This window comes from Bacteroides mediterraneensis, from assembly GCF_900128455.1.
Lineage (GTDB): Bacteria > Bacteroidota > Bacteroidia > Bacteroidales > Bacteroidaceae > Phocaeicola > Phocaeicola mediterraneensis.
The window spans coordinates 1,374,152-1,389,007 of sequence record NZ_LT635783.1; the positions used below are offsets into that span (position 1 = coordinate 1,374,152).

The window sequence follows — 14,856 nt, forward strand, 5'->3', positions numbered from 1 at the left end:
TTTTGCATGCGGAAAAAGGATATTATGTGTTATTCAGATTCTGGCAGGGAATTCTGTCGGCTGATGGATAAGTATTTAAAGTTATGAAGCGTAAGTTTATCTATTTATTATTATGTGTCATAGGACTGGCTCAATTGGCTTCTCCTATGAGAATGTATGGCGATGTCCGGACAGGTACGATGACACCTTCACAAAATGACAGCATTCAATTTAGTTTGTTGACATGTGCGCCCGGCCATGAAATTTATGCGCTTTTCGGTCATACGGCTATCCGTTACCAGAATTTCTCTCAGGGAGTGGATTGGGTATTCAATTATGGGATGTTCAGTTTTAATACACCTAACTTTATCTATCGCTTTGTGAAAGGGGAGACGGATTATCAGTTAGGTATTACGCCTTTTCCTTATTTTGAAACGGAGTATGCTTTGCGAGGTTCTTCCGTATATCAGCAAGTCTTGAATCTGACCCCTTCGGAAAAACAAACGCTGTTACGGTTGCTTCGGGATAATTATCTTCCGGAAAATAGAATCTATCGTTATAATTATTTTTATGATAATTGTACGACTCGTGCGCGCGATCAGATAGAAAAGAGTATCCAGGGGAAGGTGGTATATCCTTCCGTGAGTTGGACGAAGACGTTCCGTGGAATTGTACATGAATTTACGGTAGATTCTCCTTGGGATGAATTAGGAATTGACCTGTGCCTGGGGGCGGAGGCTGATAAAGCGATTGATGCCAGAAAGCAGATGTTTGCGCCTTTTTATATGCGTTATTTTGCGGATGGGGCTTACATTCAAGAGGCAGATGGAAATACTCGTCCACTTGTTTTGAGGGAAGAAAAAATTGTGGATGTGGCACCGGAAATGGAACCGCCTTTTGTATTGACCCCGATGGGAGCAGGTGTGTTGTTTTTGCTTTTGAATGTGCTGATTGGCTTTTGGCAATGGAAAAAGAAATGTATCTTCTGGGGCTGGGATGTGGTGTTGTATGCTGCGCAGGGAATTGCGGGGTGTATCATCGCTTTCTTGTTCTTTATTTCATCTCACCCGACGGTAGGCTCGAACTGGCTTCTGATTTTGTTTAATCCAATTCCTTTGTTTTATCTTCCTTTTATGGTTTATCGCGATATAAAACATAAAAAAGACTTGTATCATTTGGTGAATCTTCTTTATTTAACACTTTTTATGCTGTTATTCCTGCTTTTACCGCAAAAATTTAATTTAACAGTATTACCTTTGGCACTCGGTTTGCTGGTAAATGCTGCAAGCCATGTATTAGTTTTGAATAAGAAATAATGAAAGAACGCATACTGACATCTTTATTGACGGTATTTGTCATTACCGGCATTCAGTCTCAATCTCCCACACCCGTACCCAGATTGGTGGTCGGGTTGACGATTGATCAATTACGTGCAGATTATATCGAGGCTTTTTCGGCATTGTATGGAGAGAGAGGGTTTAAGCGCCTTTTAAAAGAAGGACGAATATATACAAATGCAGAATATGATTTTATCGATGTGGACCGCTCTTCTGCTACGGCGTCCATTTATACAGGGACCACTCCCTATTATAATGGAATACCTGCCAACCGATGGATGGACCGTAACTCCCTTCGGATTATAAAATCGGTTGATGACCAGAACTTCATGGGAGTGTATACTTCAGAAAGTTCATCGGCTAAACGATTGCAGTGTTCCACTCTCTCGGATGAGCTGAAAGTCGCCACTCAGGGCCGGGCTGAAGTTTATTCTATTGCACCTACACGCGAAATGGCTGTTTTAGCTGCAGGGCATGCGGCAGATGGGGCGTTCTGGCTAAATGATGAAACGGGAAAATGGTCCGGTACGACTTATTATGGGGATTGTCCGGTATGGGTTAGCAATTATAATGACAAGGAAGGACTTGATTTCCGTATTAATAATCTGGAATGGCTTCCTTATCTTCCGGTTACTTCCTACCAGTACATTACCACAGAAACCAAGCAGTTAAATTTTAAACATAATTTTTCAGATGAACGTTTGGACAAGTACAAGAAGTTTAAGACGAGTCCTTATGTGAACGATGAAGTGAACCGTTTGGTAAATGTTTGCCTGAATAGTACGCAGATAGGGCAGGATGCGGCCCCAGACTTATTGACCTTGTCTTATTATGCCGGCAATTATGATCATAAGCCCTCCACGGAATATGCCATGGAAATCCAGGATATGTACGTCCGTCTGGACAATAGCTTGGGGGATTTGTTGGATTTGATTGACCGTAAGGTAGGGCTGCGTAATACATTGTTTTTTATCACGTCTACCGGGTACACTGATCCGGATCCGGTGGATCCTGAACAATATAAGATTCCAGGAGGAGAATTCCATATCAAGCGTTGTGCGGCCCTGTTGAATATGTATCTGATGGCTATTTATGGTCAAGGGCAATACGTGGAGACTTATTATGACCGCCAGATTTATCTGAATCATAAACTGATAGAAGAACGAAAACTGAATCTGGTAGAGGTGATGTCTCGTTCTGCAGAATTTGTGGTACAGATGAGTGGGGTTCAGAATGCGTATTCTGCACAGCGTCTTTTGTTAGGTGCCTGGACACCGAAAATCGATAAGATTCGTAACACGTATAATCCGAATTGCTCGGGAGATATCTATGTGGAAGTCATGCCGGGATGGTCTGTAGTGAACGAATACTCCAAGAAGGTGGAAGTCATGCGGGCAGCCTATGCCACGGCTCCTCTTGTCTTTATGGGATTTGATGTAAAGCCGGAAAAACTGTATTCCCCGGTTAAGGTCACCACGATTGTTCCTACATTAGCTCATTTCATGCGCATACGGGCTCCCAATGCCTGTTCCGAAGCTCCAATGCTGAATATTCGTAAATAAATATTGTAATAGAGCGGGAAGATAATTTACAATTTGGTTATCTTTGCAGCGATGAGATAAAATAATTAATTAGCAAATAAATAAAAAAGAAATATATAATGGGATTTAATGAATTTATAAGCAAGCTGTTCGGGAATAAGGCAACTCGTGACATGAAAGAAATCCAGCCATGGGTGGAAAAAGTAAAGGCCGTTTATCCGGAAATCTCCAAGCTGACGAATGATGAACTTCGTGCAAAAACAGAAGAATTGAAGAAATATATCAAGGATTCTGCAGTAGAGGAAAACAAGAAAATAGAGGAACTGAAGGCTACGATTGAATCTACTGAATTGGAAAAGCGTGAAGCCATCTTTTCTCAGATTGATAAGTTGGAGAAGGAAGTGCTGGAGAAATATGAAAAAGCACTGAATGAGGTACTTCCTACAGCTTTTGCAATTGTAAAAGATACAGCCCGCCGTTTGGCCGAGAATGAGGAACTGGAAGTGACGGCTACGGATTTTGACCGTGAACTGGCAGCTCAGGGACGTGACTTTGTCCGCATTGAAGGAGATAAGGCTATCTGGAAAAACCATTGGAAGGCTGGTGGTAATGAAATGACCTGGAACATGATTCATTACGATGTACAGCTGTTTGGTGGTGTGGTTTTGCATCAGGGTAAGATTGCGGAAATGGCTACGGGTGAAGGTAAAACCTTGGTAGCGACTCTTCCGGTATTCTTGAATGCACTGACCGGTAATGGCGTACACGTGGTGACAGTCAATGATTACCTGGCTAAGCGTGACTCTGAGTGGATGGGACCATTGTATATGTTCCATGGATTGAGCGTAGACTGTATTGATAAACATCAGCCCAACTCTGAGGCTCGTCGTCGTGCCTATATGGCCGATATTACCTTTGGTACCAACAATGAATTTGGTTTCGATTATCTGCGTGATAATATGGCGGTTTCTCCAAGAGATTTGGTGCAGCGCAAACATAATTATGCCATTGTCGATGAGGTCGACTCTGTATTGATTGATGATGCCCGTACCCCGTTGATTATTTCAGGTCCGGTACCCAAAGGCGACCAGCAGTTGTTCGAAGTGCTTCGCCCGTTGGTAGAACGCTTGGTAGAAGCTCAGCGTAAGTTGGCAACCCAGTATCTGGCCGATGCAAAACGGTTGATTGCTTCCGATAAGAAGGAAGATCAGGAAGCTGGTTTCTTGGCCTTGTTCCGTAGTCATAAGGCATTGCCGAAAAACAAGCCGTTGATTAAGTTCTTGAGTGAACCGGGTATCAAGGCTGGTATGCTGAAGACGGAAGAAATCTACATGGAGCAGAACAACAAGCGTATGCCTGAAGCGGTAGAACCGTTGTATTTCGTGATTGATGAAAAACTGAAGAGTGTGGATTTGACCGATAAGGGCGTAGACTTGATTACAGGTAACTCGCAAGACCCGACCTTGTTCGTATTGCCGGATATTGCTGCCCAGTTGTCGGAACTGGAGAACCAGAAAGGACTTTCCGATGAAGAAAGACTGGCTAAGAAAGATGAGTTGATGACCAATTATGCCATCAAGGCAGAACGTGTGCATACCATCAATCAGTTGCTGAAGGCTTACACAATGTTCGAAAAGGATACCGATTATGTGGTAATGGACGGTCAGGTGAAGATTGTGGACGAACAGACCGGACGTATCATGGAAGGTCGTCGCTGGAGTGACGGTCTGCATCAGGCAGTAGAAGCGAAGGAAGGAGTGAAAGTGGAAGCAGCCACTCAGACTTTTGCTACAATTACTTTGCAGAATTATTTCCGTATGTATCACAAGCTGTCAGGTATGACTGGTACGGCTGAAACAGAGGCAGGAGAGTTCTGGGACATTTATAAACTGGATGTGGTGGTAATCCCGACAAATCGTCCGATTGCCCGTATCGATATGAACGACCGTGTGTACAAAACGAAACGTGAGAAGTATAAGGCGGTTATTGAAGAAATTGAAAAGATGGTACAGGCAGGCCGTCCGGTACTGGTGGGTACAACATCTGTGGAAATTTCTGAAATGTTGAGTAAGATGCTTACCATGCGTAAGATTGAGCATAACGTATTGAATGCGAAGTTGCACCAGAAGGAGGCTGAAATTGTGGCAAAGGCTGGTCAGAGTTCTACGGTAACTATTGCGACCAATATGGCCGGTCGTGGTACCGATATCAAGCTGAGTCCGGAAGTGAAAGCCGCAGGTGGTTTGGCGATTATTGGTACAGAACGTCACGAATCCCGTCGTGTAGACCGTCAGTTGCGTGGTCGTGCCGGACGTCAGGGAGACCCGGGTTCTTCAGTTTTCTTTGTTTCATTGGAAGATGATTTGATGCGTCTGTTCTCTTCCGACCGTATTGCAACCGTTATGGACAAGCTGGGCTTTAAGGAAGGAGAAATGATTGAGCATAAGATGATTTCCAATTCTATCGAACGTGCCCAGAAGAAGGTGGAAGAAAACAACTTCGGTATCCGTAAGCGTCTGCTGGAATATGATGACGTAATGAACAAACAGCGTACAGTGGTTTATACGAAACGTCGTCATGCACTGATGGGAGAACGTATCGGAATGGATATTGTAGATATGATTTGGGACCGTTGCTACAATGCCGTACAGCAGCCTACTTATGAAGATGCCAAGATGGAGATTCTTCATGTGTTGGCGATGGAAGCTCCGTTCTCTGAAGAAGACTTCCGTTCAAAGAAGAAAGACGACCTGGCTGAACAGACATTCCAGGAAGCGATGGCACTCTTCAAACGGAAAACCGAACGTATGGCCCAGATTGCCAATCCGGTGATTAAGCAGGTATATGAGGCACAGGGTCACATGTACGAAAACATCATGATTCCGATTACCGATGGCAAGCGGATGTATAATATATCTGTAAACCTGAAGGCTGCCTACGAAAGCGAGTCCAAGGAAATTGTGAAGGCTTTTGAAAAAGCTATCCTGTTGCATACCATCGATGATGCCTGGAAAGAAAACTTGCGTGAACTGGACGAATTGAAACATTCCGTACAGAATGCAAGCTACGAACAGAAAGACCCGCTGTTGATTTTCAAACTCGAGTCTGTCAACTTGTTCGATAACATGGTCAACAAGATTAACAACAATACAATCTCTGTATTGATGCGCGGACAGATTCCGGTACAGGAACCGGAACAAGTGCGTGAAGCTGCTCCGGAACCTCAGGCTCCTCGTCAGCAGTATCGTGAAGAAAAGCAGGATTTGAATGATCCGGCTCAGAGCGAAGCTGCAGGACGTGATACCCGTGAACAGAAACAGGAACCCTATCGGGCTGAAAAAACGGTGGGACGTAACGATCCATGTCCTTGCGGCAGCGGATTGAAGTACAAGAATTGCCATGGAAAGAATGCCTGATTGAGCATTTAAATTTATTCAGATAGACACGGATTCCGTCGTTTTCAGATTTTTATTTCTTAATTTAGAATAATCTGTGAAAACGATGGAATCCGTGTCTTTTTTATTTATTACTTTTGTTTCCAAACAAAAAAGTCGCAGATTATGAAGAAATATATGTGGGCCGGAATTATTCTGGCGGCAACGATGCTTGTTTCATGTGGAGGCTTGCAGACGTTTACTTTTGATCAGCTTCATCCGGCTGAGGTCACTTTCCCGGAACAGGTGCGTACAATTGCAGTGGTAAATCATGCTCCTTCCATTCCTTCGCCTAAAAAGAATTTGCTTACTCTGGGAAAACTGGAGGGCGATGGAAAAGTGCTGGCAGAAACCTTGGCAGGAGGATTGGCCGACAGCCGGTATTTTAATCAGGTGATTATTTCCGACTCTGTACTTACTCAGGAAAGAACCGGAGGAGAACTGATCCCTCAGGCGGTGGTAGACAGCTTGAGCCAGGTATTGGGAGCCGATATGATTCTTTCGGTAGATCAGATACAGTTGCTGACTGCCAAGAAGGAAATTTATTATCCGGGGTTTGTTCCGTTGTCTGCTTTCGATTTGAAAATCCGTCCCGTAGTGCGTGCGTATGTGCCTTCACGTCTGATGCCGGTAATGACACTGGCCAAGGTGGATAGCCTGTTATGGGATTTTACACCTGCATTGTCGGACTATAATGTGGTGAATGAGGCTTCCAACCATGCGGCCTACACGCTGGTCAACCAGCTGGTGCCTCATTGGGGAAATGCCGATCGGATTTATTTCGACGGAGGAAACCCGGATATGCGCGATGCGGCTGTGTCCTTGCGTGAAGGCGACTGGCAGGAGGCTGGCCGGATTTGGAAGAATTTGTATGATTCGGTGAAAAAAGGAAAGCTGAAGTCGCGTGCTGCCTTTAATATGGCTTTGGCCTGTGAGGTACAGGGGCGGATGGATGAAGCCAATTCCTGGATTGAAAAGGCCCGGAAAAGTGCTTCTCCAGGTTCTGAAGAGGAACGTGCCGCCACCTTCTATGCAGCCATTTTGCAGGAGCGCACAAAAGATTTCCAGAAATTGAATCTGCAAATGCGGCGATTTGGTAACAATTTCAACTAATAATTCTTGTCTGATTCATTTTTTTTGTACATTTGAGTACATATAAAAATATAGCCTATGGAATTAAGTGAACAGTCACGTGCTGCAATTGCTTCTGCTTTGCAGGAAGCCCTTTGCCGGTATGTTACGGGAGGAGAAGATTCTGTTGTGACAGATATTCATCTGCAACCGAATTCAGACAGTGGGGAATTGGTCATTTATGATGATGATGACCAAGAATTGTCTCGTACGATTATCAGTGAATGGGTGGATTATGAAAGCGATGACTTTTATACCGTAGTGGAACCGATTCTTCGCAAGGAGCTAGAAGCCTTAAAAGAGACGGGACGACTGGATAAACTCTGCCTGATGAAACCTTATTCATTTGTGCTGGTGGACGATGAAAAGGAGACTGTGGCAGAACTTCTGATTGTGGACGAGGAAGATACCTTGTTGTTGAGTGGCGAGTTGTTGAAGGGGCTCGATGAAGAGCTTGATGCCTTCTTGAAAGACTTGCTGGAGCGTTAAAGTCCGATACAATGGGAGAGCGAATCACATTCCGTCGTAACGAAGGGTTACGGAGCATACATCCCCAGTGGAGAGGGAATCCGACAGTCAATGGGAAATTTTTCAATCGCCAGCATCGTTGGAAACCCGGTATGGGGAGTGTGTTGAAATGGCGTTTCTCTCCCAATCCCCAGCGGAAGGAGAAACGGACCATCAAGTGGAATCCAAAAGTCCATTATCTCACTTCTTTGGAAAAAGTGGTGGGAAATTCTTTAATCTGGCTGGGGCATAACTCCTTCTTCCTGCAGCTGGGCGGCAAACGCCTGATGATTGACCCCGTATATGGGAACATTCCGTTTGTCAAACGTCGCAGCCAGTTTCCGGCCGACCCTTCTATTTTTCGTGAGATTGATTACCTGTTGATCAGTCATGACCATTTTGACCATCTGGACAAGCCCAGTGTAGCCCGTCTGGTGGCCGGCAATCCTCAAATCAAATTATTCTGCGGACTGAATACGGGGGCACTCATAAAGAGTTGGTTCCCGGAATTGGAGGTGATTGAGGCTGCCTGGTATGAACAGTACACCGATGGCGACTTGTGCCTCACTTTTCTGCCCGCCCAGCATTGGAGCAAGCGGGGAGTGAGCGATGGGGGAGAGCGCTTGTGGGGATCCTTTATGATTCAGGGAGGCGGCATTACCATCTATAATAGCGGGGATACAGGATATGCCCGTCATTTTGAGGAAATAGCACGGTTCTTTCCGCATATCGACTATTGTATGATTGGAATAGGGGCTTACAAACCTCGCTGGTTTATGAAGCCGAACCATATTTCTCCGTATGATGCCTTGACGGCTTCGGCAGACATGCATGCACGGGTCACGATTCCCATGCACTATGGCACGTTCGATCTTTCAGATGAACCGTTGTTCGATCCGCCTCATGTGTTTGCGGCAGAAGCCAGGAAGCGGGGGATGCCTGTCATCATTCCCGAACTGGGGGAGGTCGTGAAGCTGCAACCTCTTCGCTGAGGAAAATCTTGAAGAAAACGATAAAAAGAGCAGATAATAAAAAAAGTCCGGAAACCAACTTTTCTGAATGATTCAGAAAACTGATTTCCGGACTTTCTATATGAGTCTGTTTTATTCAAGTCGTACATAAATCCGCCGGTCATCGGCAGCGGGTTACTTCGTGTGAGTGTTTTCACTCAACATGACGTACCCCCAGATCATCGGATCTGCATTTGCAATTTTGTTTAGAATCTTTGTTACCTTTTTCATAACTGTTATCCTTTCATTTGCTTTTTGGTTAGTACCTATATCTAATTCTAGTCTAGTTTTTCCGGGTGCTCTTCGCAGAGGACCTTTCGAAGCTTTATGGTTTGTTCTTTTGTTATCCTTAATCTTTTTATCCTTTCCCTCCGGTACCCTTTCGGGTTCCTTCGTTCGTTTTATTACACTGCAAAGGTAATGCCTTTTTTCTGGAAAATATGTTTTATAGCATATAATTTTATTTTTCTCATGTTTTATTGATGTAAATCAACCAAGCCGACTGCTACTGACAAATTGTCGTTTTTGCCTGTCAGTATCAGCTGACAGAATTGCGTTTTTTTGTGTGGGGATAATGAAAATGGCAGTCTGACGAGGGATATGCCCCGATGGAGGATGTGTCAGGTTTCACTTGTCCTGAAAATAAAAGATAAGATTTTGTGTTTCTTTTGTTACAAAAGATATAGCTTTACGTTTACCTTTTTGAAAACAACTTGTACGACCGATTTAAGAAGCATGAGCAAAGAGACACTGACATCGACCTTCACTGATTTGAGAAAGAATTTTCTCAGGTTGGCAATGCGTTTTCTTCCCAATAGAGAGGATGCCGATGACGCATTGCAGGAGGCTTTCTTCCGCTTGTGGAAACATGCAGACCGGATTGACTCGCGCGAAGAGGCAGAAGCTCTTACGGTTGCTACGGTCAAGAACCTGTGCATTGATGTCCTGCGTAAAAAGGAGCATCTGTCTACGGTGGAACTGGACGAACACCGGGACGAATCTGTTACTGATTCGGCTGACGAGATTCTGGAGAAAGAAGAACGTTTCCGTGCGGTGGAACGTATCATTGCGCAGAGGCTGACACCGCTTCAGCAACAGATTTTGCGGATGAAAGAGTATGAAGGGAGAAAATACAATGAAATAGCCGATATACTGGGTATGCAAGAACCGGCAGTACGTATGCAACTGTCGAGGGCGAGAAAGGAAATCAGAGAATGTTATTTAAAACAGATGGAACGATGAAAAAATACGAACGTACTATCTCACAATGGAAAGAGCTGGCCAAACGTTATTTCGAGGCTGAAACAACTGAGGCCGAGGAGGATGCGCTGGTGCGCTTTCTGGCTACTCCTGCCGCGCAAGGCAAGGAATTCGATGAACTTCGTGCCGTGATGGGGTATGCAGCTACCGGACGTGTCCTATATGGCAGACGGCGCACACGAGGCATGCGGTTGCGGTATTATGCGGCGGCAGCAGTGGCAGGTCTCATCGTACTGACCACTGCCTGGCGGCTGACGGAAAGTGCAAATGTATGTGTGGCTTACATCAACGGACAGCGCTGTACCGACAAGGAAGTGGTGCTTTCCGAAGCGCTGAAATCAATCGAAAAGGTGAGTCACCGCTCCTCCGAAGAAACAGTCCAGAGTCAGTTGTCGGATATATTCCAGACACTGGAGGAAGGTGGAACGGAATCAGTTGACAAAAAATAAATTGAATAATAGGAGAAGACGATATGATAAGACGATGGATTATGTTATGGATGTGTCTGCTGGCTGTGCTGCCCGTGTGTGCACAGAAGGGGATGCATGTGGAAGACTTGTTTGGGAGCCGCTTCAAGCATGATAAACAGGCCGTGGAGGTCCTTATCAAAGGAAGGGAATTGAAAAAATATCATCTTACACTTTTCCGCAGCCTGACGATAACCGATGAACCGGCTGTGGCGGAAGAGATAGAGGCACTGGTAGGGCTGGATGCCCAAACCGCAGTCGACAAGGAAGTGGGCAAGGTCGGGAATAGACTGTACTACGGTTTCTACTGCTTTCCGGCACAGGACGATAATTACCGCTATCTGTTTTATCGGAATGCTGCGGTAGCTCCTGGCAGCAGTAAGAAGATGGAAGTGACCGTGGTATATATGGAAGGAAAAATCACGTTGGAAGAGTTGAAACGGATGTTCAAGTAAGAGAAAATAAACAAAATACGATAAGAGACATGAAAAAAATGATTTTGCTGGTGGTCACTTTGCTGACCGCAATGGGCGGATATGCCGAGGGTGGAGATTCGCTGAAAGTGGAAAATGTGATGTGTATACAGAAACCTGAGCAGGTGAAGATTACCGAATCGGGCAGTCGTTTCACAGTAGAAGTGGAGGGGAAGGAAGATAATCCGAATTTCCGTTATGTCCGTGAGGTGGAGATGTCTTCTTCAGACGTGTCGGTGACAAAGGAACGCAGCGGCAACTGGGATTTCCAGATTCCGTTCAGAAAGCGGACGTCGGAACGGAGGCATCACCAGAACCAGCTGGTGGTGAAAAACCTGAAGATAGGACTTTCCTGTGTACAGGGCGCTCCCGAGAACATGGACGTCAGTATGGGGTCGTCGTGGGAGATTACCACTCCTACCTTAGGATGGGAGTATTATCCGTGGGCTACGGAGACTTCTTTTTCCATTGGAGTGGCCTGCAGCTGGCGTAATTACCGGATGACCGGCAAGCAGCGTTTTATAAAAGAGGAGGGAAGAGATATGACGGTGGGACCCTATCCTAAAGGGGCCGATATTCAGTTCTCGCGTATCAAAGTGTTCAGCTGGGCTGTTCCGGTGATGCTGTCTCATAAAACAAAGCGTAATTTCAATTTCAGCCTGGGAGCCATTGTCAATTTCAACACGCATGCCAGCCTGAAAACGCGGTATAAGCTGGACGGAAATGAATATAAACTGACCGACAGCAATATCCATCAGACTCCGGTGACCGTCGACCTTCAGGCAGCCGTCGGTTATAAGACCGTAGGCTTTTATGTGAAATACAGTCCTTGCAAAGTGCTCGATTCTACCTACGGCCCTGAGTTCAGTGCGTTGTCTGTAGGCATCGTCTTGTTCTGAACCGGTAAAAATAAACCCCGTCCTGAGCCACCGTTACCAGGTTTGTGTTGCGTAACGGTTGTTCAGGACGGGGTGTGTTTTATAGAAACTGCGCGTTAGCGTTTCAATGCTGCAATGCTTTCTTTCAAGGCTGCAATCTTGGTTTCGGCGTCAGCCTGTTTCTTACGTTCCATTTCGATGACGTTGGCCGGAGCCTTGCTGACAAACTTTTCGTTGCTCAGCTTTTTCAATACGCTCTGCAGGAATCCTTCCTGATATTTCAGGTCAGCTTCCAGCTTCTTCAGCTCTTCTTCCACGTTAATCAGGTTGCCCAGAGGTACGGCATATTCGGTGGTGCCCACCATGAAGGCGGCTGCTCCGTCTGCCTTGGTAGCTACTTGCTTGATTTCCGACAGGTTGCAGAGTTTGGCAATGACAGAAGTGAACGCGGCTACCGGATTTTCTCCGATGACTTCCAGTGTCAAAGCTTCTTTCTGTGCGATATTCTTCTGCAAACGGATGGTACGGATGCCGCTGATGACTTCCTTCACGGCCTCAAAGCGGGCAATCAGTGCATCGTCGTACGGCATGTCTTTTACGAGGGTCTGCGTCATGATGCTTTCGCCCGGCTGGCGGTCGTAAATGTGCTGCCACAATTCTTCCGTGATGAACGGCATGAACGGATGCAGAAGTTTCAGCAATGTTTCGAAGAAGGCCAGGGTCTTTTCGTAAGTGGTCTTGTCGATGGGCTGTCCGTAAGCCGGTTTCACCATTTCCAGGTACCAGCTGGAGAATTCGTCCCAGAACAGTTTGTATACAGCCATCAGGGCCTCGCTCAGACGGTACTTGCCGAAGAGGTCGTTCACTTCTTCTGCAGTCTTGGCCAGCATGGAGTCGAACCATTCGGTAGCCAGGCGGGCATATTCCGGCTGTTCGATGTCGGCCACCTGCCATCCTTTTACCAGACGGAAGGCGTTCCATATCTTGTTGTTGAAGTTACGTCCTTGTTCGCACAGGGCCTCGTCGAAGAGGATGTCGTTTCCGGCAGGGGCTGCCAGCATCATTCCCATACGTACTCCGTCGGCACCATACTGGTCAATCAGTTCCAAGGGGTCGGGAGAGTTACCGAGTGATTTGGACATCTTGCGGCCCAGCTTGTCACGCACGATACCGGTGAAATATACGTTGCGGAACGGCATGTCGCCCATGTATTCGTAACCGGCCATAATCATACGGGCTACCCAGAAGAAGATGATGTCCGGTCCTGTTACCAGGTCGGAAGTCGGGTAGTAGTATTTGATTTCCTCGTTGCCCGGGTTGTTGATGCCGTCGAACAACGAAATCGGCCACAGCCAGGAAGAGAACCAAGTGTCGAGGCAGTCATCTTCCTGACGCAGGTCTTCCAGTTTCAGGTTGGCATCGCCCGTCTTTTCTTTGGCCAGTTCCAGTGCCTGTTCCGGTGTTTCGGCTACCACGAAGCCGCCTTTCGGCAGGTAATAGGCCGGAATACGGTGTCCCCACCACAGCTGACGGCTGATACACCAGTCCTTGATGTTTTCCAGCCAGTTGCGGTAAGTGTTCTTGTATTTGGCAGGGTAGAACTTCAGTTCGTCGTTCATTACCGGCGGCAAAGCCATGTCGGCAAAGTGCTGCATCTTCAGGAACCACTGCATGGACAGTTTCGGTTCGATGGCCACGTTGGTACGTTCAGAGAAACCTACCTTATTGGTATAGGCTTCCACCTTTTCCAGCAGTCCGGCAGCATCCAGGTCTTTTTCAATCTGCGCACGCACGTCGAAGCGGTCCATGCCTACATACAGGCCGGCAGCTTCACTCAGTGTACCGTTGTCGTTGAAGATGTCGATGGAAGGCAGGTTGTATTTTTCTCCCAGCATGTAGTCGTTCACGTCGTGTGCCGGAGTCACTTTCAAGCATCCGGTACCGAATTCAATGTCTACATAGCTGTCTTCAATCACCGGAATCTCACGTCCTACCAGCGGCACGATGACTCTTTTGCCTTTCAGCCACTGGTTTTTCGGGTCTTCCGGGTTGATACACATGGCCGTATCACCCATGATGGTTTCCGGACGGGTGGTGGCGACCACGGCATAACGGCGGCCCTGTGCGTCGCGGTGTACCACTTCGCCTTCAGCGCCTGTCTCGCCGCTCATGTCGTCGTTGGCAATATAATAACGCAGGTAGTACAGCTTGCTGTGTTCCTCTTTGTAGATAACCTCTTCGTCAGAAAGGGCAGTGAGTGCTTTCGGGTCCCAGTTCACCATACGTACGCCGCGGTAAATCAATCCTTTGTTATACAAGTCCACGAATACCTTGATGACACTCTTGCTGCGGGTTTCATCCATGGTGAAGGCCGTGCGGTCCCAGTCGCACGATGCACCCAGCTTGCGGAGCTGTTTCAGGATGATGCCTCCGTGTTCTTCCGTCCAAGCCCATGCATGTTTCAGGAACTCTTCGCGGGTAAGGTCTGTCTTTTTGATGCCCTGTTGTGCCAGACGGTTTACCACCTTTGCTTCCGTAGCAATGGAGGCGTGGTCCGTACCCGGTACCCAGCAGGCATTCTTGCCCATCATGCGGGCACGTCTTACAAGGATATCCTGGATGGTATTGTTCAGCATGTGTCCCATGTGGAGTACTCCTGTCACGTTAGGAGGAGGAATGACGACGGTGTACGGTTCACGTCCGTCGGGTTTAGAACTGAAAAGTTTGTGGTCCAACCAGTATTGGTACCATTTTCCCTCCACGTCAGCGGGATTGTACTTACTTGCTAATTCCATGGTTATAATAATCTTTTTTATGTATGTTTATCGTATAATCGGGT

At 46.6% G+C, this 14,856-nt stretch carries 11 protein-coding genes; 10 read left to right on the top strand and 1 reads right to left on the bottom strand.

Annotation, left to right across the window (positions count from 1 at the left end; all coding sequences use genetic code 11):
• Positions 1–83: 83 nt before the first annotated feature.
• The 10 genes from lnb (at position 84) to BQ7480_RS05490 (ending at position 12,038) form a co-directional block, all read left to right on the top strand.
• Positions 84–1,295, top strand: coding sequence for a lipoprotein N-acyltransferase Lnb (gene lnb, locus BQ7480_RS05445; protein WP_083581765.1), 1,212 nt, complete (start codon positions 84–86; stop codon positions 1,293–1,295).
• Positions 1,295–2,878 carry an alkaline phosphatase family protein gene (locus tag BQ7480_RS05450; RefSeq protein ID WP_072542039.1) on the top strand — a complete coding sequence of 528 codons (1,584 nt, stop codon included), beginning with the start codon at positions 1,295–1,297 and terminating at the stop codon, positions 2,876–2,878. Before lnb ends, BQ7480_RS05450 begins: the two co-directional genes overlap by 1 nt.
• 98 nt (positions 2,879–2,976) lie before the next feature.
• A complete protein-coding gene (gene secA / locus BQ7480_RS05455) occupies positions 2,977–6,273 on the top strand; it encodes a preprotein translocase subunit SecA (protein WP_072542040.1) in 3,297 nt (1,098 codons plus the stop codon).
• A 144-nt stretch (positions 6,274–6,417) separates the two neighbouring features.
• Positions 6,418–7,404 (top strand): DUF6340 family protein, encoded by a 987-nt coding sequence (locus BQ7480_RS05460; protein WP_072542041.1) that lies wholly within the window; start codon positions 6,418–6,420, stop codon positions 7,402–7,404.
• 57 nt (positions 7,405–7,461) lie between these two features.
• Complete coding sequence (locus BQ7480_RS05465) at positions 7,462–7,911, top strand: hypothetical protein (protein WP_072542042.1); 450 nt, start codon at positions 7,462–7,464, stop codon at positions 7,909–7,911.
• Positions 7,912–7,922: 11 nt separating this feature from the next.
• Positions 7,923–8,921: an MBL fold metallo-hydrolase gene (locus BQ7480_RS05470; protein ID WP_072542043.1), complete on the top strand. Its 999-nt coding sequence runs from the start codon at positions 7,923–7,925 to the stop codon at positions 8,919–8,921.
• 753 nt (positions 8,922–9,674) lie between these two features.
• Positions 9,675–10,181, top strand: a complete 507-nt coding sequence (locus BQ7480_RS05475; protein WP_072542044.1) for an RNA polymerase sigma factor — start codon at positions 9,675–9,677, stop codon at positions 10,179–10,181.
• The gene (locus BQ7480_RS05480; protein ID WP_072542045.1) at positions 10,178–10,648 is read left to right on the top strand and encodes a hypothetical protein; all 471 of its coding nucleotides are present in this window, start codon (positions 10,178–10,180) and stop codon (positions 10,646–10,648) included. The genes BQ7480_RS05475 and BQ7480_RS05480 overlap by 4 nt, the downstream gene beginning before the upstream one ends.
• A 23-nt stretch (positions 10,649–10,671) precedes the next feature.
• Positions 10,672–11,121, top strand: a complete 450-nt coding sequence (locus tag BQ7480_RS05485) for a DUF6108 family protein (RefSeq protein ID WP_235816643.1) — start codon at positions 10,672–10,674, stop codon at positions 11,119–11,121.
• 29 nt (positions 11,122–11,150) lie between these two features.
• The gene (locus tag BQ7480_RS05490; RefSeq protein WP_072542047.1) at positions 11,151–12,038 is read left to right on the top strand and encodes a hypothetical protein; all 888 of its coding nucleotides are present in this window, start codon (positions 11,151–11,153) and stop codon (positions 12,036–12,038) included.
• Positions 12,039–12,133: 95 nt separating this feature from the next.
• Here BQ7480_RS05490 and BQ7480_RS05495 read toward each other — a convergent pair whose 3' ends face one another.
• A complete protein-coding gene (locus BQ7480_RS05495; protein ID WP_072542048.1) occupies positions 12,134–14,812 on the bottom strand; it encodes a valine--tRNA ligase in 2,679 nt (892 codons plus the stop codon).
• Positions 14,813–14,856 lie beyond the last annotated feature (44 nt).